The organism is uncultured Litoreibacter sp. (assembly GCF_947501785.1).
Taxonomy (GTDB): Bacteria; Pseudomonadota; Alphaproteobacteria; order Rhodobacterales; family Rhodobacteraceae; genus Litoreibacter.
In genome coordinates, this window is sequence record NZ_CANMXB010000001.1 from 3,521,868 (window position 1) to 3,540,105 (window position 18,238).

At 59.0% G+C, this 18,238-nt stretch carries 19 protein-coding genes; 9 read left to right on the forward strand and 10 right to left on the reverse strand.

The features are described from left to right. Positions 1 to 3: 3 nt before the first annotated feature. The gene (locus Q0899_RS17560) at positions 4 to 951 is read right to left on the reverse strand and encodes a M23 family metallopeptidase (protein WP_299194510.1); all 948 of its coding nucleotides are present in this window, start codon (positions 949 to 951) and stop codon (positions 4 to 6) included. A gap of 14 nt (positions 952 to 965) precedes the next feature. After that, positions 966 to 3,296 (reverse strand): ATP-dependent Clp protease ATP-binding subunit ClpA, encoded by a 2,331-nt coding sequence (gene clpA / locus Q0899_RS17565; protein ID WP_298298407.1) that lies wholly within the window; start codon positions 3,294 to 3,296, stop codon positions 966 to 968. A 240-nt stretch (positions 3,297 to 3,536) separates the two neighbouring features. Here clpA and Q0899_RS17570 point away from each other — a divergent pair, with 240 nt between their 5' ends. From Q0899_RS17570 to Q0899_RS17600, 7 genes are all read left to right on the forward strand, one after another. Continuing rightward, on the forward strand, positions 3,537 to 4,295 hold the full coding sequence (locus Q0899_RS17570) for a methyltransferase domain-containing protein (RefSeq protein WP_298360093.1): 759 nt from the start codon (positions 3,537 to 3,539) through the stop codon (positions 4,293 to 4,295). Between the two features lie 259 nt (positions 4,296 to 4,554). Further along, positions 4,555 to 5,115, forward strand: coding sequence for a F0F1 ATP synthase subunit delta (locus Q0899_RS17575; protein ID WP_298298414.1), 561 nt, complete (start codon positions 4,555 to 4,557; stop codon positions 5,113 to 5,115). Between the two features lies 1 nt (position 5,116). Beyond that, positions 5,117 to 6,652: a F0F1 ATP synthase subunit alpha gene (gene atpA / locus Q0899_RS17580; RefSeq protein ID WP_298360091.1), complete on the forward strand. Its 1,536-nt coding sequence runs from the start codon at positions 5,117 to 5,119 to the stop codon at positions 6,650 to 6,652. A 12-nt stretch (positions 6,653 to 6,664) separates the two neighbouring features. After that, a complete protein-coding gene (locus tag Q0899_RS17585; RefSeq protein ID WP_298298420.1) occupies positions 6,665 to 7,534 on the forward strand; it encodes a F0F1 ATP synthase subunit gamma in 870 nt (289 codons plus the stop codon). 15 nt (positions 7,535 to 7,549) lie between these two features. Further along, a complete protein-coding gene (gene atpD, locus Q0899_RS17590) occupies positions 7,550 to 8,974 on the forward strand; it encodes a F0F1 ATP synthase subunit beta (RefSeq protein WP_298298423.1) in 1,425 nt (474 codons plus the stop codon). 12 nt (positions 8,975 to 8,986) lie between these two features. Further along, positions 8,987 to 9,364, forward strand: coding sequence for an ATP synthase F1 subunit epsilon (atpC, locus tag Q0899_RS17595; protein ID WP_298298426.1), 378 nt, complete (start codon positions 8,987 to 8,989; stop codon positions 9,362 to 9,364). 117 nt (positions 9,365 to 9,481) lie between these two features. Further along, a complete protein-coding gene (locus Q0899_RS17600) occupies positions 9,482 to 9,832 on the forward strand; it encodes an H-type lectin domain-containing protein (RefSeq protein WP_298298429.1) in 351 nt (116 codons plus the stop codon). A gap of 147 nt (positions 9,833 to 9,979) precedes the next feature. Here the strand turns inward: Q0899_RS17600 and Q0899_RS17605 are convergent, their stop codons facing one another. Then, a complete protein-coding gene (locus tag Q0899_RS17605) occupies positions 9,980 to 10,996 on the reverse strand; it encodes a ribose-phosphate pyrophosphokinase (protein WP_298298432.1) in 1,017 nt (338 codons plus the stop codon). Positions 10,997 to 11,120: 124 nt separating this feature from the next. Here Q0899_RS17605 and Q0899_RS17610 point away from each other — a divergent pair, with 124 nt between their 5' ends. Together Q0899_RS17610 and Q0899_RS17615 are read left to right on the forward strand one after the other, a co-directional pair. After that, complete coding sequence (locus Q0899_RS17610; protein WP_299194519.1) at positions 11,121 to 11,720, forward strand: 2-hydroxychromene-2-carboxylate isomerase; 600 nt, start codon at positions 11,121 to 11,123, stop codon at positions 11,718 to 11,720. Positions 11,721 to 11,753: 33 nt separating this feature from the next. Then, on the forward strand, positions 11,754 to 12,548 hold the full coding sequence (locus Q0899_RS17615; protein ID WP_299194522.1) for an alpha/beta hydrolase: 795 nt from the start codon (positions 11,754 to 11,756) through the stop codon (positions 12,546 to 12,548). Here Q0899_RS17615 and Q0899_RS17620 read toward each other — a convergent pair. The 7 genes from Q0899_RS17620 to Q0899_RS17650 form a co-directional block, all read right to left on the reverse strand. Further along, on the reverse strand, positions 12,521 to 13,582 hold the full coding sequence (locus Q0899_RS17620; protein ID WP_299194524.1) for a low specificity L-threonine aldolase: 1,062 nt from the start codon (positions 13,580 to 13,582) through the stop codon (positions 12,521 to 12,523). The two genes, Q0899_RS17615 and Q0899_RS17620, sit on opposite strands and share 28 nt — an antisense overlap. A 9-nt stretch (positions 13,583 to 13,591) precedes the next feature. Continuing rightward, the gene (locus Q0899_RS17625; protein WP_298298445.1) at positions 13,592 to 14,059 is read right to left on the reverse strand and encodes a YcgN family cysteine cluster protein; all 468 of its coding nucleotides are present in this window, start codon (positions 14,057 to 14,059) and stop codon (positions 13,592 to 13,594) included. Then, a complete protein-coding gene (locus tag Q0899_RS17630) occupies positions 14,056 to 14,988 on the reverse strand; it encodes a bifunctional riboflavin kinase/FAD synthetase (RefSeq protein WP_299194528.1) in 933 nt (310 codons plus the stop codon). The genes Q0899_RS17625 and Q0899_RS17630 overlap by 4 nt, the downstream gene beginning before the upstream one ends. A 48-nt stretch (positions 14,989 to 15,036) precedes the next feature. Beyond that, positions 15,037 to 15,492, reverse strand: coding sequence for a MaoC family dehydratase (locus Q0899_RS17635; protein ID WP_299194532.1), 456 nt, complete (start codon positions 15,490 to 15,492; stop codon positions 15,037 to 15,039). 92 nt (positions 15,493 to 15,584) lie between these two features. Beyond that, complete coding sequence (locus Q0899_RS17640; RefSeq protein ID WP_299194535.1) at positions 15,585 to 16,457, reverse strand: TIGR01459 family HAD-type hydrolase; 873 nt, start codon at positions 16,455 to 16,457, stop codon at positions 15,585 to 15,587. Positions 16,458 to 16,563: 106 nt separating this feature from the next. Continuing rightward, positions 16,564 to 17,112, reverse strand: a complete 549-nt coding sequence (locus Q0899_RS17645; RefSeq protein ID WP_299194538.1) for a thioredoxin family protein — start codon at positions 17,110 to 17,112, stop codon at positions 16,564 to 16,566. A gap of 93 nt (positions 17,113 to 17,205) precedes the next feature. Beyond that, positions 17,206 to 18,123 carry a manganese-dependent inorganic pyrophosphatase gene (locus Q0899_RS17650; protein ID WP_299194541.1) on the reverse strand — a complete coding sequence of 306 codons (918 nt, stop codon included), beginning with the start codon at positions 18,121 to 18,123 and terminating at the stop codon, positions 17,206 to 17,208. Positions 18,124 to 18,238: the final 115 nt, after the last annotated feature.

An 18,238-nucleotide genomic window follows, 5' to 3' on the forward strand; every position in this document is an offset into this window, starting at 1 on the left:
GCCTTAGTTGAGCGTCACCGTGACCACGTCCTCAGACAGCGTTTCGCCGTTGCGTATGTGGGTGACCAAACCGGTAAACTTGCCTTCAGGCCAGCCACCCGGGGGGCGCCGCTTCCCGGCCGCGCGAAACAGCTCCGCTTGCGGCTTGGTCAGCAACGTTGTGTCCCTGAATTCCCAGCCTTGCGGGCCATCAATGCTGAACTGGATCTGATCGCCGGCTTGGCTGGCAAAGATGTAGGACCATAGAACCAGCGCAGGTGTGTCGGTGGACATGGTTTCCGGGTCAGAAAGCCCGGCCTTGATCTGTTGGAATTCCGGGACCGCGTCGTGAAATCCAATGTCGAGCAGCCCACCTGAAATGTATTCCGGCGTGGTTTGCCATAGCGTACGTTCCGCCACCCCGCAGCTGCTTGCATCGTCGGGATTGAACGGGTCCACGACCTCTCCGTTTTTGCGCACGGACAGGTGCACATGCGGGAATTCGGTTGCTCCCGACAGCCCGACCTGTCCCAGATTGGTTCCTTTGGCGACCCGGTCGCCCTTGGACACCGCAAGGCTGCCTTGCTTGAGGTGGCAATATTGCGTCTCCCAGCCGCCGCCGTGGTTGATCACCAGCCCGTTGCCGCATTCACGGTTTCGGACATCAGGAGCGTTGGGGTCGCGGAAGTTTATGTCTGGCATGCCGTCGCGTGTTGCGGTCACGGTGCCGGGGGCTGCGGACAAGACGGTGACGCCCGCTTCCATATCGGCAAGCGTGGGCACGCGGAAATCGGTGCCCTTGTGCCCGTCATAGCTGAGCGCACCGCAGCTATAGTCGCGCACGCCCTCGGTCGGGTCATTGTCTGTGTATTGTTGGATGATGCAGGCTGGCCCATCAGCGCCGCAATCCAGCGGCGGTGACAGGAGAGGGTCCTTCGCAACCGCCGGAGCCGCTGCGAAGGCCAATATCATTGAGAGGGCGAGCCTCACTCCGCCGTGAGAAGCGGCGGCTTTTTCTTGGAACCGATGCGGGCCTTTTCGGGCTCCAGCACTTGCAGGTCGATCTCGCCCTTCTTGACGCCAACCTTGACCACACCGCCTTTGGCGAGCTTGCCGAAGAGCAGTTCTTCCGCCAGCGGCTTCTTGATGTGCTCCTGGATAACGCGGGCCAAGGGCCGTGCGCCCATCTTCTCGTCATACCCCTTGTCACCAAGCCATTCGGCAGCGGCAGGTGTCAGTTCGAACGTCACGTTGCGGTCCATCAATTGGGCTTCAAGCTGCAGCACGAACTTTTCGACCACGCGGGCGATGATCTTCTTGCCAAGCGGCGCGAAGGAAATTACCGCATCCAGACGGTTGCGGAATTCCGGTGTGAACAGCTTTTCGATGGCGGCGGTATCCTCGCCCTCGCGACGATCCCGACCAAAGCCCATCGGCGCACGGGCGGCATCAGCCGCACCTGCATTCGAGGTCATGATCAGCACCACGTTGCGGAAGTCGGTCGTGCGGCCGTTGTGATCGGTCAGCTTACCGTGATCCATCACCTGCAGAAGGATGTTGAAGACATCCGGGTGCGCCTTCTCGATTTCGTCGAGCAAGAGCACGCAGTGCGGGTTCTGATCCACTTTGTCGGTCAGCATGCCGCCCTGGTCAAAACCCACATAGCCCGGAGGTGCGCCAATGAGGCGGGAAATCGCGTGCTTCTCCATGTACTCGGACATGTCGAAGCGGATGAGTTCCACACCGAGCTGATCGGAAAGCGCTTTGGCGGCTTCGGTTTTACCCACACCCGTCGGACCCGCGAACAGGTAGTTCCCGATGGGTTTTTCAGGCTCACGCAGACCGGCCCGGGCCAGCTTGATGGCAGAGGCCAGAGCTTCGATCGCCGTATCTTGGCCAAACACCTGACGTTTCAAGGCCTTTTCGAGGTCCTTCAGCGTTTCCGCATCATCCTTGGAGACAGTTTTCGGCGGGATGCGGGCGATCTTGGCGACAACGGCCTCGATCTCCTTCACGCCGATGGATTTCCGGCGTTTGCTTTCCACCAAGAGGTGTTGCGCAGCGCCAGCTTCATCAATGACGTCGATGGCTTTGTCGGGCAGCTTGCGGTCGTGGATGTAGCGCGATGACAGCTCCACTGCCGACTTGATCGCGTCGGCGGTATATTTGATGCCGTGATGCTCCTCGAAATAGGTTTTGATGCCTTTGAGGATGGCGACAGCGTCATCCACCGACGGCTCCACCACATCGATCTTCTGGAACCGGCGCGACAAGGCGCGGTCCTTTTCGAAGTGCTGGCGGAATTCCTTGTAGGTCGTCGACCCCATGCAGCGCAGCTTGCCACCCTGCAAAGCAGGTTTCAGCAGGTTGGACGCGTCCATTGCACCGCCGGAGGTCGCACCAGCGCCGATCACGGTGTGAATTTCGTCGATGAACAGAACAGCATCAGGATGCTCTTCCAATTCGGTCATGACGGCTTTCAGCCGTTCCTCGAAATCGCCGCGGTAGCGGGTGCCTGCCAGCAGCGCGCCCATGTCGAGCGAATAGATCGTGGTTTGCGACAGAATCTCAGGCGTGTCGCCGTCCACGATTTTCATGGCCAGACCTTCGGCAATCGCCGTTTTACCGACGCCGGGGTCGCCCACCAGAAGCGGGTTGTTCTTGCGGCGGCGGCACAGCACCTGCACGCAGCGTTCAACTTCGTGGCCACGGCCGATCAGCGGGTCGATGTCGCCGTCACGTGCCTTGGCGTTCAGATCGACGCAATATTTCGCAAGCGCGGATTCTTTTGGTTCCTCGCCTGTCGCGGCCTCTGTCGTCGCTTCTTCGTCGAAGTCGGTGGAGCCGGATACCGGGCGCACTTCGCCATATTCAGGGTCTTTGGCAACACCATGCGCGATGAAGTTCACCGCGTCGTAGCGGGTCATGTCCTGTTCCTGCAGGAAGAAGGCGGCGTTGCTTTCGCGTTCCGCAAAGATCGCGACCAGCACGTTGGCGCCGGTCACTTCCGTGCGGCCGGAGGACTGCACGTGGATCGCGGCGCGTTGGATCACGCGTTGGAAGGCGGCCGTTGGTACGGCTTCGGAGCCTTCGACGTCAGTCACCAGTGTCGACAGCTCTTCGTCGATGAAGTCAGTCAGTGTGGCGCGCAGGTTTTCAAGGTCGACCCCGCAGGCCTTCATCACCTTGGCGGCGTCGGGTTCATCCGTCAGCGCCAGCAGCAGATGTTCAAGTGTAGCCAGTTCGTGACGATGCGCATTTGCCTGCGCGAGCGCCGAATGGATGGCTTTTTCCAGAGTGTCCGAGAATGATGGCACCCCATGCTCCTTTATATCAGGGCAGTTCCGGGTCGAGGACCCGGGTACGACCTTTGCCTCTTAGACCTTACAGTTCGGTTTAAATTCCCAACCTTCAAGTCTTTTCTGATCACATTACTTGTGATTTAGCCCGATTTAAGGCGGATCGAGTCAAAAAGGGCAATTTTTGACCTTTATGTAGCGTATACCTAGGTATGCATTGCGGGGCAGGGTACGGCCCCCCAAATCAAGGCGGACCAGATGCATTTAGATGTGCAGGATCTGAAGAATTTCTACTACCGCACCAATTTGGGGCGCGTGGCGCAGCGTGCGGTGCGCGAACAGGTCAATGAGTTCTGGAAATCCTGGAAGGGCGAAACGGTCGTTGGATTTGGTTTCGCGGCCCCGTTACTGCGTCCCTACTTGGCGGATGCCCGACGCGTCGTCGCGCTGATGCCGGGCCCCCAAGGGGTGATGCACTGGCCAGCAGGCGAACCGAACGTCGCGGCCTTGTGTGAAGAGACGCTGTGGCCGTTGCAATCGGGGCAGGCGGACAAGCTGGTCGTTTTGCACGGGCTTGAGACGTCCGAAAACCCTTCCGCGTTGCTGGAAGAATGTTGGCGTGTGCTCGCGCCGGGCGGCAGGGCGTTGTTTATCGTACCCAATCGCGCCGGTATCTGGTCGCGGCGCGACCGCACGCCCTATGGTTTTGGGCGGCCTTATTCGTTGGGCCAGCTCGAGGCGCAGCTGAAAAAGCACAATTTCTCGCCCGAGAAGCACCTCGCGGCTTTGTTCGCGATCCCCAGTGAAAAGCGCTTTTGGCTAAAGGCGGCCAACATGATGGAGAGTTTTGGACGCAAGGTGTCGGGGCGCTTCGCTGGCGGCGTTTTGATCGTCGAGGCGACCAAACAGGTCTATGCGCCAAGGCCAAAGGGCAGGAAAGTCAGCGTTCGCAGCCCGTTACGCGGTATGGAAGGCACGCCTGCGCCTGTTGTGGGGCGGGTGACTCGTCAAGATTGATCCCGTTGCCGCCCCCAGACAGCACCGACTTATCCACAGCTACAATCGGTCGCAGGGCCAAAAAGCCAAGAAAAGAAGGGGTGGAGGGGTATAAGGGCGGGGACCCCACGAATTACCTCATTGGGAGTTGCGCCGCGCAGACCGCTTTGCTACATCGCACCTGATTTACGGGGGATGCCTTTGCGCGTTCCCTTTTCAATTGCCTGAAAGCCGGCCTCAAAGATCGGCAGACGGGCGCCAAGTCATCGAAGGGGTGGACGTGTCCGAACCAGTCTCGATCTCAACGGGTATTGCAGCGCGCTATGCAACGGCCGTGTTTGACCTTGCCAAAGAGGGCAAGAAACTTCCAGCGCTCGAAAAAGACATCGACGCATTGGACGCCGCAATGGGCACCAGCGCGGAATTCAAGTCGCTGATTTCCTCGCCGCTTTACACACGTGAGCAGCAAGGGGCCGCAATCGCCGCTATCGCCAAGAAGATGAAGCTGTCGGCCACCGTCGCCAACACGCTGAGCCTGATGGCGTCCAAGCGCCGCCTGTTTGTGCTGCCGCAGCTCGTCACGGAATTGCGCGCGCGCATCTCGGACGAAAAGGGCGAGGTCACAGCCGACGTGCTGGCCGCCAAGGCCCTGACCAAAGCGCAACAAGACAAACTTGCCAAAACGCTGAAAGCGTCTGTCGGCAAGGACGTGAAAATCAATATGGCCGTTGATGAGACTCTCATCGGCGGTCTTGTCGTTAAAGTGGGCTCGAAGATGATCGACACGTCGATCCGCTCCAAGCTCGCCGCCCTGCAGAATTCTATGAAAGAGGCCGGATAACATGGCAATCCAAGCAGCGGAAATCTCCGCAATCCTGAAAGACCAAATCAAGAATTTTGGCAAAGAAGTTGAAGTGGCCGAAGTTGGCCGCGTGCTGTCCGTTGGTGACGGTATCGCCCGTGTCTATGGTCTGGACAACGTCCAAGCCGGTGAGATGGTCGAATTCCCCGGTGGCATCCAAGGTATGGCGCTGAACCTCGAATCCGACAATGTCGGTGTGGTTATCTTCGGCTCCGACCGCGACATTAAAGAAGGTGACACTGTTAAGCGCACCAACTCGATCGTGGACGTTCCCGCCGGTGACGAGCTGCTGGGCCGCGTTGTTGACGGTCTGGGCAACCCGCTGGACGGCAAGGGCCCGATCAAAACAAAGAACCGCGCCGTTGCAGACCAAAAAGCGCCGGGCATCATTCCGCGTAAATCGGTTCACGAGCCAATGGCAACCGGTCTGAAATCCGTCGACTCGATGATCCCGATTGGCCGTGGCCAACGTGAGTTGGTTATCGGTGACCGCCAAACCGGCAAAACCGCTGTGGCGCTGGACGCGATCCTGAACCAGAAGACCTACAACGACGCCGCGAAAGACGAGAACGGCAAGCTGTATTGTATCTACGTGGCCATCGGCCAGAAGCGCTCCACCGTGGCGCAGCTGGTGAAGAAGCTCGAAGAAACAGGCGCGATTGAGTACTCAATCGTTGTGGCTGCGACCGCGTCAGACCCGGCGCCGATGCAGTTCCTTGCACCATATGCGGCAACCGCAATGGCGGAGCATTTCCGTGACAACGGCCGCCACGCGCTGATCGTTTATGATGATCTGTCGAAGCAGGCTGTGTCTTACCGTCAAATGTCCTTGCTTCTGCGTCGCCCACCTGGGCGTGAAGCCTATCCTGGCGACGTTTTCTACCTTCACTCCCGCCTGCTGGAGCGTTCGTGCAAACTGAACGAAGATAACGGTTCCGGTTCCTTGACCGCGCTGCCGGTCATCGAAACCCAAGGTGGTGACGTTTCCGCGTTTATTCCGACCAACGTGATCTCGATCACCGACGGCCAGATCTTCCTCGAAACCGAACTGTTCTACCAAGGTATCCGCCCAGCGGTGAACACCGGTCTGTCCGTGTCTCGTGTGGGGTCTTCCGCACAAACCAACGCGATGAAGTCGGTCGCTGGTCCGGTTAAGCTGGAGCTTGCTCAGTACCGCGAGATGGCTGCGTTTGCGCAGTTCGGCTCCGACCTTGATGCCGCAACCCAGCAGCTGCTGAACCGTGGCGCGCGTCTGACCGAACTGATGAAGCAGCCTCAGTATTCGCCTTTGACCAACGCCGAGATCGTTTGCGTGATCTATGCGGGCACCAAAGGTTACCTGGACAAGATCGAAGTGAACCAAGTTGGCGCATTCGAGCAAGGTCTGCTGGCCCACCTGCGTGGCAAGCACCAGGACCTGCTGGACACGATCACCAACGAAGATCCGAAGATCAAAGGTGACATCGAGGACAAGATCAAGTCGGCACTCGACGCTTACGCCGCAGATTTCGCTTAAGGGGACTGGCAGATGCCCAACCTAAGTGACCTCAAAAATCGGATCGCGTCGGTCAAATCGACCCGCAAGATCACGAAGGCGATGCAAATGGTCGCCGCCGCAAAACTGCGCCGTGCGCAGGAAGCGGCGGAGGCTGGACGCCCCTATGCAGAGCGTTTCAACGCTGTGATGGGTGGCCTCGCAGCGTCGGTCGGCTCCTCCGAGGGCGCGCCGAAGCTGTTGGCTGGAACCGGGTCCACACAAACCCATCTGCTGGTCGTCATGACCGCAGAACGTGGGCTGTGTGGCGGCTTCAACGGCAATATTGCGAAGGCGGCCCGCGCCGCGGCGCAAAAGCTGCTGGCTGAAGGCAAGACCGTGAAGGTTCTGACCGTTGGTAAGAAGGGCCGCGAGGCGATCAAGCGTGAGCTTGGTGACCATTTCGTGGGCCATGTGGACCTGTCTGAGGTCAAGCGCATCGGCTATGCCGACGCGTCTGGCATCGCGCAGGATGTGCTTTCGCGTTTCGACGCGGGCGAGTTTGACGTGGCGACGATCTTCTTCGCGCGCTTCGAATCCGTCATCAGCCAAATCCCGACCGAGCAGCAGATCATCCCTGCGGATTTCGAGGCGACTGGCGAAGACGGCACCGTCTACGACTACGAGCCTTCCGAGGAAGAAATCCTTGCGGACCTGCTGCCACGCGGTGTGGCCACTCAAATCTTTAGCGCTCTGTTGGAAAATGGCGCGTCCGAGCAAGGTGCTCGGATGTCTGCTATGGACAACGCGACACGTAACGCTGGCGAGATGATCGACAAACTGACCATCCAATACAACCGCTCGCGTCAGGCTGTCATCACCAACGAGCTTATCGAAATCATTTCGGGCGCTGAAGCGCTCTAGACCCGGAGAACCAACATGGCCAATGCAAAAGGCAAAATTACTCAGGTCATCGGGGCCGTTGTGGACGTCCAGTTCGACGACGCGCTCCCTGAGATTCTGAACGCGCTGGAAACAGACAACAACGGCAGCCGCCTGATCCTGGAGGTTGCGCAGCACCTCGGTGAGAACACTGTTCGCACCATCGCGATGGACTCCTCGGAAGGTCTGGTTCGTGGCGGCGAAGTCACTGACCTGGGCGAGCCTATCTCGGTTCCAATCGGGAACGGCACATTGGGCCGCATCCTGAACGTCACCGGCGATCCGGTGGATGAAGGCGGACCCGTTAAGCACAGCGCGCGTCGTCCAATCCACGGCGAAGCCCCTGCGTTTGCGGATCAGGCAACTGAATCCGAAATCCTGACAACCGGCATCAAGGTGATCGACCTGCTGGCCCCTTACACCAAAGGCGGCAAAATCGGCCTTTTCGGCGGTGCGGGTGTTGGCAAAACCGTTTTGATCATGGAACTGATCAACAACATCGCGAAGGTGCACTCCGGTGTGTCCGTGTTCGCGGGTGTTGGTGAGCGGACCCGTGAGGGCAACGACCTTTACCACGAGATGATCGAATCCGGCGTTATCGTTCCTGACAACCTGGAAGAGTCGAAAATTGCGCTGGTCTACGGCCAGATGAACGAGCCTCCCGGTGCACGTATGCGTGTGGCTCTGTCCGGTCTGACACTGGCCGAGCAGTTCCGTGACGACACAGGTGCTGACGTTCTGTTCTTCGTCGACAACATCTTCCGCTTCACGCAAGCGGGTTCCGAGGTGTCCGCGCTTCTGGGTCGTATTCCTTCCGCTGTGGGCTACCAGCCAACACTGGCCACCGACATGGGTGCGATGCAGGAACGGATTACATCCACGAAATCCGGCTCGATCACATCGGTGCAAGCCGTGTACGTGCCTGCGGATGACTTGACCGACCCTGCGCCAGCAACATCGTTCGCCCACTTGGATGCGACGACCGTTCTGGACCGTGCGATCTCGGAAAAAGGCATCTACCCGGCTGTGGACCCGCTTGGTTCCACCTCGCGTCTGCTGGATCCGCTGATCATCGGTGAAGAGCACTACAAAGTGGCGACCGACGTGCAGCAGGTTCTGCAGCGTTACAAGTCCCTGCAAGACATCATCGCCATTCTCGGCATGGACGAACTTTCCGAGGACGACAAATTGGCTGTGGCCCGCGCCCGTAAGATCGAGCGCTTCCTGTCGCAACCATTTGACGTGGCGAAAGTGTTCACCGGCTCGGACGGCAAGCAGGTTCAGCTGGAAGACACCATCGCGTCGTTCAAAGCCGTTGTGGCTGGCGAGTACGATCACCTGCCGGAAGGCGCCTTCTACATGGTTGGCGGCATCGACGAAGTGATCGCCAAAGCCGAGAAAATGGCTGCCGACGCAGCGTAAGGAGCAAGCCTCATGGCTATGATGCAATTCGAACTTGTCTCGCCAGAACGGAAGCTTGCTTCCGTCGAGGCGAGCGAAGTGCAAATTCCGGGCGCGGAAGGTGATTTCACCGCCATGCCCGACCACGCACCGGTCATCACCACCTTGCGCCCCGGCTACCTGACGGTTGTCACTGCATCGGGCACGGAAGAGTATTTCGTGACAGGCGGCTTCGCTGAAGTATCTGGCGAAAGCGCAACTGTTTTGGCCGAACGCGCCTATGCCAAGGCGGATATGACATCCGAGCTGGCAGCGGAGCTGGTTGCTGAGGCGGATGAGGCCCACGGCGCCGCCGGAACGGACGCGTCGGCAAAGCTGGCCGCTGACATGGCCGCAGGTGTTGCGCTGTAAGGCGTGGCCGTTTCGCTACATTGAACGACATAGGGGCCTCGAATTCGGGGCCCTTATGCATTTTATGACCAAATTCTTGCCAAATTCCGCCTTTATGGCCCTCGTAAGAGGTAACGAATGCAGAAGTTAACAAACAACCGGATCGGCGTGACGCAGGGCTCCCGAGTGCTGTTTTCCGACTATGTCGATGACGGCCCTATGTGGACCGGCACAGGGCCGCGCGAGCAGCGGTTCGATGTGGCGTTTGAGGAGGCCTTTGCCTCTATCCCCAACGTACATGTCGGTTTGAGCATGTGGGACATTGACCACAAGCGGAACCAGCGCATGGATATCGCGGCTGAGAACATTTCCGAAAAAGGGTTCGATCTGGTGTTTCGGACCTGGGGCGACAGCCGTGTCGCACGTGTGCGAGCGAATTGGATGGTCATCGGTCCGTTGCCCAATGAGGATGACTGGGAACTTTACTGAGCTGCAGGGTTTGCGCCGCGTGTGCCACACATCGCCCTGTTAGGGGCTCTGTGCCAACTGGGCTCCGCCCGTTTTGGCCTGAAACTGTCCTCGACAGTTTCCAAGATGGCCTCAACCCCCCAGAGTATTTTGAAACATGGGACGGGGTTAGGCGCCCGGATACATGCCCTCGTAGATTGGCGCCAGCGTGTCTGCGTCAAAGAGCGAGGACACGGAGGTGCCGCCAGAGATGTTCAGGATCGCCTGAGCAAACATCGGCGCGGTTGGCACGATGCGGATGTTTTTGCATTTCTTGACGGGGTCGGTCGGCTCGATGCTGTCGGTGATCACCAGGCTCTTCATCACTGATTTGGTGATCCGCTCGACCGCTGGGCCGGAGAGGACGCCGTGGGTGATGTAGCTGTGCACCTCGGTGGCGCCGGCGGCCATGATGACTTCCGCCGCTTTGCACAGCGTGCCGGCCGTATCGCAGATGTCGTCCACGATGATACATTTCTTGCCTTTGACGTCGCCAATGACCGTCATTTCGGCCACCTCACCGGGTTTCTCGCGGCGCTTGTCGACGATGGAGAGCGGGGCTTTGATCCGTTGCGCCAATTCGCGCGCGCGGGCCACGCCGCCCACATCTGGGGAGACGACCATGACGTCGCTCATGTCCTTGAAGTGGTGCAAGATGTCGAGCGCGAAGATCGGGGAGGCGTAGAGGTTGTCCACCGGCACATCGAAAAAGCCCTGAATTTGCGCGGCATGCAGGTCCATTGTGAGAACCCGTTCGATGCCGGCTTCCTCGATCAGGTTGGCAACAAGCTTGGCCGAAATCGGTGTGCGGGCTTTTGTGCGGCGGTCCTGGCGGGCGTAGCCGAAATAGGGAATGACGGCGGTGATGCGGGCGGCTGAGGAACGCTTCAAAGCGTCCGACATGATCAGCAGCTCCATCAGGTTGTCATTTGCGGGGTTGGAGGTGGACTGGATGATGAACATGTCCTCGCCGCGCACGTTTTCAAACACCTCGACAAAAATCTCGCCGTCGTTGAACCGTTCAACGCGGGCGTCGACGGGCACGACTTTGATGCCGCGATGCATGGACATGCGTTTGGCGATGGTCGTGGCAAGTGGCTTGTTCGCGTTGCCCGCGATCAGTTTCGGCTCGGTGGTGGTTGGCATGAATTTTGTCCCCGGTGTTGGCAGCTGCACCCGCCGCGTCAATGGCCCCCGCCACCCGCGACATTGCACACCACCTAGCAGCCCGTTAGCGTGGTGCAAACAGTTTATCCAAGGACGTCGCGACATGCCCCATATCGACTACTATTTTGCCACGCTTTCCCCCTACACCTACCTTGCGGGCACCCGGATGGAGGAGGTGGCCGCAAAGCATGGCGCGACCATCCGCTACAAGCCGTTGGACATCATGGGGCTGTTCGGGCGCACGGGCGGCACACCGCCGCCGCAGCGTCATATCAACCGGCAGGAATGGCGCTTGCAGGAGATGCGGCGCTCTGCCTCCAAGTTGGGCATGAAGATGAACCTAAAGCCCGCGCATTGGCCGACCAACCCGGCGCCGTCCTCTTATGCGATCATTGCGGCGCAGACAGCTGGCGGGGGTGACCTTGCGGGCCTAGTGCATGGTTTCGTGCGCGCTGTTTGGGCAGAGGAAAAAGACGTCTCTGACGATGCGGTCGTCCGCGCCGTGCTCGAAGCCCATGGGTTTGACGGCGGCCTTGCGGATAGCGGTATGTTGGCAGGGGCCGAGGAATACGCCGCCAACCTTGAGGAAGCGGTTGAAAAGGGCGTGTTCGGTGCGCCGTTTTACATCACCGACGGTGATGAGCGGTTCTGGGGGCAGGACAAGATCGAAGATCTGGACCTGTACCTGCAGGGCAAGCTGTAGCTTCAGGTGCCCATCCAATCCTCAGGCGGGGCTATGGCCCATTTCATCCGGTCCGGTCATGGGCCGGAGGACGGGCTGCTGTTGCATTGCATGCTGGCAAATGCGCGCGCTTTGGATGGGCTGACCGCCAAGCTGGCGGGCGACATGCAAATGCTGTCGATGGACCTGCCCGGGCATGGGCAATCCGAGGATTGGGATACGGCGCGCGACTATGCCGAAATGGCGCGGGACATGGCTGTGGGACTGCTGGAACGGCCCGCCCATATCGTCGGTCATTCCTACGGCGGCTATGTGGCGTTGCGGCTGGCCGTTGATCACCCGGAACTGGTGCGCAGCCTGACGTTGATTGAGCCAGTTTTCTTTGCTGCTGCCAAACACAGCGACCCCGCGGCGTTTAAGACCTATGAGCGATCAAGCCGGGCATTTATTGGGGCGATAGCCGTTGGTGATCTGGTCTCCGCTGCGCGCGCTTTCACCGCCGATTGGGGTGACGGAAAGCCGTGGGAAAGCATGAAGCCTGATGCCATGGACTATATCATCGAGCGAATGCCGCTGGTTGCGGCCAGCGGGGCGTCAATTGTCAAAGACAGCGGCGATGTATTTGACCGTTTGAGCGAGATTGATGTGCCGTGCCTGCTTATTGAGGGGCAAAATTCGCCCCCTGTAATGGGTGCAATCCTGACTGCGTTAGTGGGTCAGATTGCCAATACGCAACGTGTGGAGGTCGAGGATGCGGGCCATATGGCCCCGCTGACGCACGTGCCGGAAGTTGCGGCGCTGATCAGCGCCTTCCAGGAGGGTCAGCCTCGGAGCAGCGAGATCAGTTGATCTATTTCTTCCGCCGTCTTGTTCCAATCGCAGACCATGCGGCAGCGGATAGGCTCGTCATCTGGCCCCTCTAGTGACGCATCAAATGGGAAGAGGTAATATTTGGCTCCTGCCCCCATGGCGCGCCGGTGGGCGGCGCGGGGCAGGTTGGCGAAGACCATGTTGGCCTGCGGACGGTCAGGGATGGTTGCCCCTTCGATGCCATCAATTCCAGCAACAAGACGCGCGCAGTTCGCATTGGCTTTCGCGCCAAGCTCCAACCACAGATCATTGGTGACATAGGCCTGCATCTGCGCAGATAAGAAGCGATGTTTGGAAAACAGGTGCGCCCCGCGTTTGCGGCGCAGTTCAAATTGCCGCGCCTCGGTCGGATCAAAGAAAATGACTGCTTCGACACCGGCACAACCGTTCTTGGTGCCACCAAAGGACACCACATCAATCCCCGCTTTCCACGTCATCTCGGCCGCCGAGCAACCAAGCGCGGCGCAGGCATTGGCGAAGCGCGCGCCATCGAGATGGGTTTTTACGCCGAACTCATGCGCGATCGAGGTGATCTGCTTGATCACATCAAGGCTGTAGAGCGTACCAACCTCCGTCGCTTGCGTGATGGTGACAGGTCCGCGCTGGATGGAATGCACGTCCTTGTCCTCGGCCTTGGTTATCTTCGCGCGCAGGTCGTCAGGGTCCATTTTTGCGCCTTGGCCTTCGACCAGCACGATCTTCGCGCCGTGCGCGTAGAATTCCGGCGCGCCGCACTCATCCTCTTCGACGTGGCTGACCCGATGGGCAAAAATCGCGTCCCACGGGTCGGCATATGTTGCGAGAGCAAGTGCATTGGCCGCAGTGCCGGTGGCGACCAGAAAAACGGCGGCGTCAGGGGCTTCAAATGTGCTCCGGATCTTGGCGCGCACGTCTTCCATGATCGTGTCGTTGCCGTAGGGCATCTGGTAGCCGTCATTCGCGGCGATGACCGCCTCCAAGACCTTTGGGTGCATTGGGCCAGCGTTGTCAGATGCAAAGTTGAGGCTGTACATAGGCGGCTCCTATAGGTCTTCGATGATGTGGTCATCCCACTCGTCTTCAGGGATTTCAAATTCGGGTACGGTCCAGCCTTTGACGGACATGCCGGCATCGTGAACCGTTTCGGCGGTTCCCGAAATCAGCGGGTGCCAATCGTAAAGCGGCTTGCCTTCGTGGAGCAGGCGATAGGCGCAGGTCGACGGCATCCAATAGGCAATCTCGCTGATGTTTTGCGGCGTCAGGTGAACGCATTCCGGGACGAATTGCAGCCGAATGTCATATTGAGCGCAGCGGCAGGTGTCGCCATCGAGCAGGCGGCACGCCACGCGGGTGAAGGCGATTTCCTCAGTTTCAGGGTCTTCAAGCTTGTTCAGGCAGCATTTGCCGCACCCGTCGCACAGGGCTTCCCACTCTTTCGAGGACATTTTCTTAAGGGGGACCTTTTCCCAGAATTTGGGCCGGAGCCCGTTTCGGTCAATGGGGTCCTTCATGCGTTGGCCAAGAGGGCGCGGGCCTGCGCGCAATCGGCGTCCATCTGGGCAATCAACGCGTCTAAGCTCTCGAACTTTTCTTCACCGCGCAGGTAATCCACCAGCGCGACGGAAATATGTTCCCCATACAGATCCCCTTTGAAGTCAAAGAGATAGGTTTCGCAGTTTGGCTGGTTCTCACCAAACATCGGACGCACACCGATGGAGGCTGCCCCCTGGTAGCTGCCTTGATGCGGGCCGGTCAGAACGTCCACAAACACCGCATAGACGCCGAACTTCGGCTGGTGCAGCCCGGTCGTGTCCTGGTTCGCGGTGGGGTAACCCAACTCGCGGCCACGCTGTTCGCCGGTGATCACCTTGCCCTCTATCCGGTGCCAGTGGCCCAGCATTTCGGCCGCGTCGCGCGGGTTTCCGTCAGTGAGTGCCTGGCGGATGTTGGTAGAGGACACCTGCTGCGCGCCCGTCTCGACTATGTCTGCGATTGTCACGCCGAAGCCGTGGTCATTGCCAAACTCCCTGAGCATCTGGGTGTTCCCAGCGCGTCCCTTGCCAAAGCAGAAATCCGCGCCGACCACGACATGCGTCAGGCCAAGCCCCTGAGCGATGACGTCGCGGGCGAATTCTTCTGCGGTCAGACCGGATAGTGAGGCGTTGAAGTTTAGCTCATACAGGCGCTGGACCCCTAATTTTTCAAGTCGATTGGCCTTGGCTTCTGCGTTCATGAGCCGGAAGGGCGGAGCGTCGGGGGCGAAATATTCGCGGGGGTGCGGCTCGAATGTTACGATCCCCAACGGTGCTTCGGGGGCCGCCCGTCTGGCGATGTCGATCACGGCCTGATGGCCAATATGAACGCCGTCAAAATTGCCTATGGCAACCGTGGCGCCGCGGTCTTCCGGGCTGACGAACTGATGGTCACGTATGATGCGCATGGGGTTTGGGTAAACGCCCGCGCAATAGGGTGCAAGTCGAGGGTTCGATTAATCGAATTTGCGCGAAGGGGCCAAGACCACGGCCTCCCCCTTTAGCACGTTTTTCCCGTCAACTTCGCAGCGGGTCATCATGGTCACTTTGCGTTTGGCGTGGTCGATGTCGGTCACCTCGACCTCTGCCATGACCATGTCGCCGGGGCGCACGGGTGCCATGAATTTGAGACTTTGACCAAGGTAGACTGTGCCATGGCCAGGAAGTTGTTCGCCAATAACGGCCGAAATCAACCCGGCGGTCAGCATGCCATGGGCGATGCGGCCTTCAAAAATTGTGTCTTGGGCGTAGTCGTCATCTAGATGCACCGGGTTTCGATCGGTGGAGACTTCGGCAAACAATTCGATATCGCGGTCGGTGACCTGCTTGCGCAGATGGCGTTTCATGCCGATCTCGATATCTTCGATGCAGATCGTTCCGCGGGGGAAATTGTCTCTGGCCGTATCGAGCATCTCATCACCTCTAAGTAACAATCGGGCGCGATACGCGCCAAGTTTGAAACTTAATTACTTTGCAGATGCAGCAAAGTCCAGCGAAAAACGCGTTAGCTCAGCTTCCCAATTGTGTAGCGTGGGCTCACCATTTCCTTTTGAAGATAAGCGTTTAGCAGGTCGGGATCTGGGTGCCGGTCAGTTTTTGTTTCCGCCGCGGCAAGGCCGCCAGAGATGAAAAGGGAATCAAGGTCTTCGCCTTGCGCGCCCTGAATGTCGGTTAACACGCCGTCGCCGATACACAGGATACGGGCGTCAGACGTGGATTTCCCCAATGCGGCCAACCGGCGGCGGGCGAGGTCATAAATTGGCGGGTGAGGCTTGCCGAAATAGAGGCTTTCGCCGCCCATCTCGGTGTAGAGCTGCGCCAGAGCACCGGCGCACCATTCGCGGTGCTCACCGCGATCCACAACAATGTCGGGATTGGCGCAGAGCAGCTTCATGCCCTTCTGCTTGGCATATAGGAAATCGGCGCGGTTTTCTTCCGGATCGGCCATGGGGTCAACCGGTCCGCAACAAATTATACCTTCGGCCTGCTGCAGGGGAACCTGTTGAATTTCCACCGGATTTTCGATGATATTCAGAGGGTCGAAGAAAGTTTGATCGTGTGGCTGACCAATGAAGAACACTTTGGAGCCAACCGCGCCGCGATACATTGCGGCCCGCGCGCTGTCGCCCGAAGTGGCGATGTCGTCGTAGCTGTCAGCGGCGACACCGATCTTTTCAAGTTGTTTTGCAACCGACGCGCGGTGTCGCGGGGCGTTGGTTACGTAGATGACAGTGCCGCCGCTTTGACGGTATTTTCGCATCGCCTCAACGGCGCTTTCAAACGGGTCAACGCCGTTATGAATGCAGCCCCAAAGGTCCACAAACAGCGCGTCATATTGATCGGAAATCTCGGTTAACGCGTCGATGATCTGGGTCATTGGGGCCTCATGAACGGGAGTTTCGGGCATGCATTTTGCGTCTACGCCACCTGTACACCGATTTGTGCACAGATGGAGCGGGGAATGTGGTTGGCGCCGGGAGCTCTTACCGCCACTTGATTGAACAGCCCATTGACGGGATTTGGTCCTGCGGACCTTTTCCGGTTTCGGCGACCTGACGCATGGCGTGAACGAGTTCCCGCGTGCGCCCGTCAGGGTTGCCCATGGCCGCGCTGTCGAGGCGGCCCCGATATTGCAGGCCGCCATGCGCGTTGAAACCAAAGAAGTCGGGCGTACATACCGCGCCGTAGGCCTTGCCGACCGCCTGGCCCTCGTCGACGAGATAAGGAAACGTCCAGCCGCTGAGTTTGGCGTAAGCTTTCATGTTCGCGGGGCTGTCGGCGGGCACCAAGTCGTAGTCATTGGACATGATTGCGACCGTATTGACGCCTGTTGCTTTGAGTTCGTTTGTGTCCTCTGCCAATCGCTCGGCAATGGCCTGCACATATGGGCAATGGTTGCACAAAAAGGCGACTAGAAGCCCCTTGGGCCCCATCGCCGACTGCAATGTGGTGGTCTGGCCGTCCGGGTCCTGAAGTTCAAAATCAGGGGCGGGCCAGTCGAAATTACAAACAGGTGTGTCGAGTAAAGCCACGTGGGATGCCTCCGGCGGGGATATTTTCAGACATGGGAAGGAATGGGCGCGCCTCCTTCCAAACGCGGGCGCGCGTTATCCTAAATATTGGGATTACACCTTCAGGTTCGGGATAATCTGCTTCTTGCGGCTCATGATGCCGGGCAGCACCACAGTGTCACCCGATACTGTCGCGCCGAAACTGGCTTCTGCCACACGTTTGGATAGGTCGTTGGGGACCAGCATGGTGGCTTCTTCATTAAGAATGTCGACCACGAAGAGAAGGACCTCGTTCACCTTGTCCTCACCGGCAACATTCGGCATGGCGGCCATCAGCTCGGCCTTGCGGTCCAACACCATTTTGGGCGAGGTGGTTTCCAACACAGAGACCCGGAATTTGACGCCGTCAACCTCGTATTCCTTGCTGTCCATGCGCAGCAATTCGGCTTCAGAGAAGGCCGAGACGTCGGATTTGGCCGCAAACATTTCTGCCGCGTAGTCCGCAATGTCGATATTCAGGTCCGCAGCGAGGCTTTCGGCCAGTTTGCGGTCAGTATCGGTGGTGGTGGGTGACCGGAATTCCAGCGTGTCTGACAGAATGCAGCTGAGCATCGCGCCTTTGATGTTGTCGGGCATATGGCCCGCGTGATGGCCCATCAGATCGTGCATGATCGTCGCGGTGCAGGCCAGCGGGCGGATCGTGATGTCGATGGGACCGGCTGTTTCCAATCCGCCGACCAGCTTGTGGTGGTCGATGATGGCTTGAATGTCGGCGCTGTTGATATTGTCGGGCAGCTCGGCCGGGTTGTTGGTGTCGACCACGATGCAGGTCTGTTCATTGTCCAACGTGTCGATAATGGTGGGTTTGGCGAGGTTCCAGCGGTCCAGCACGAAGGCGGCTTCGGTGTTGGGCTCGCCCAGCAGCACGGCGCGCGCGTCGCCGCCCTGGTGGTTCAGGAACCATTCCCAGATCAGCGGCGAGCCGGTTGAGTCGGTGTCTGGAGATTTATGGCCAAAAATAAGCGTCGTCATGAGCGTGTTGTCCTGCGCGAAAGGGGTGATTTTGGCGGTCTTATAGGTGGCGGCGGGGGGGATGTCACCCTTGCGCGCATTTTGACAGGCAGCGGTTGGGGTGCTATGAGGAAGT

Coding starts and splice junctions, on each gene's coding strand:
- Q0899_RS17605 (WP_298298432.1), bottom strand. CDS start 10,996: ATGCCAACCACCACCGAGCCGAAACTGATCGCGGGCAACGCGAACAAG.
- Q0899_RS17560 (WP_299194510.1), bottom strand. CDS start 951: ATGATATTGGCCTTCGCAGCGGCTCCGGCGGTTGCGAAGGACCCTCTC.
- Q0899_RS17630 (WP_299194528.1), bottom strand. CDS start 14,988: ATGCGCATCATACGTGACCATCAGTTCGTCAGCCCGGAAGACCGCGGC.
- Q0899_RS17570 (WP_298360093.1), top strand. CDS start 3,537: ATGCATTTAGATGTGCAGGATCTGAAGAATTTCTACTACCGCACCAAT.
- Q0899_RS17610 (WP_299194519.1), top strand. CDS start 11,121: ATGCCCCATATCGACTACTATTTTGCCACGCTTTCCCCCTACACCTAC.
- Q0899_RS17635 (WP_299194532.1), bottom strand. CDS start 15,492: ATGCTCGATACGGCCAGAGACAATTTCCCCCGCGGAACGATCTGCATC.
- Q0899_RS17640 (WP_299194535.1), bottom strand. CDS start 16,457: ATGACCCAGATCATCGACGCGTTAACCGAGATTTCCGATCAATATGAC.
- Q0899_RS17620 (WP_299194524.1), bottom strand. CDS start 13,582: ATGTACAGCCTCAACTTTGCATCTGACAACGCTGGCCCAATGCACCCA.
- Q0899_RS17585 (WP_298298420.1), top strand. CDS start 6,665: ATGCCCAACCTAAGTGACCTCAAAAATCGGATCGCGTCGGTCAAATCG.
- Q0899_RS17625 (WP_298298445.1), bottom strand. CDS start 14,059: ATGAAGGACCCCATTGACCGAAACGGGCTCCGGCCCAAATTCTGGGAA.
- Q0899_RS17615 (WP_299194522.1), top strand. CDS start 11,754: ATGGCCCATTTCATCCGGTCCGGTCATGGGCCGGAGGACGGGCTGCTG.
- atpC (WP_298298426.1), top strand. CDS start 8,987: ATGGCTATGATGCAATTCGAACTTGTCTCGCCAGAACGGAAGCTTGCT.
- atpA (WP_298360091.1), top strand. CDS start 5,117: ATGGCAATCCAAGCAGCGGAAATCTCCGCAATCCTGAAAGACCAAATC.
- Q0899_RS17600 (WP_298298429.1), top strand. CDS start 9,482: ATGCAGAAGTTAACAAACAACCGGATCGGCGTGACGCAGGGCTCCCGA.
- Q0899_RS17650 (WP_299194541.1), bottom strand. CDS start 18,123: ATGACGACGCTTATTTTTGGCCATAAATCTCCAGACACCGACTCAACC.
- atpD (WP_298298423.1), top strand. CDS start 7,550: ATGGCCAATGCAAAAGGCAAAATTACTCAGGTCATCGGGGCCGTTGTG.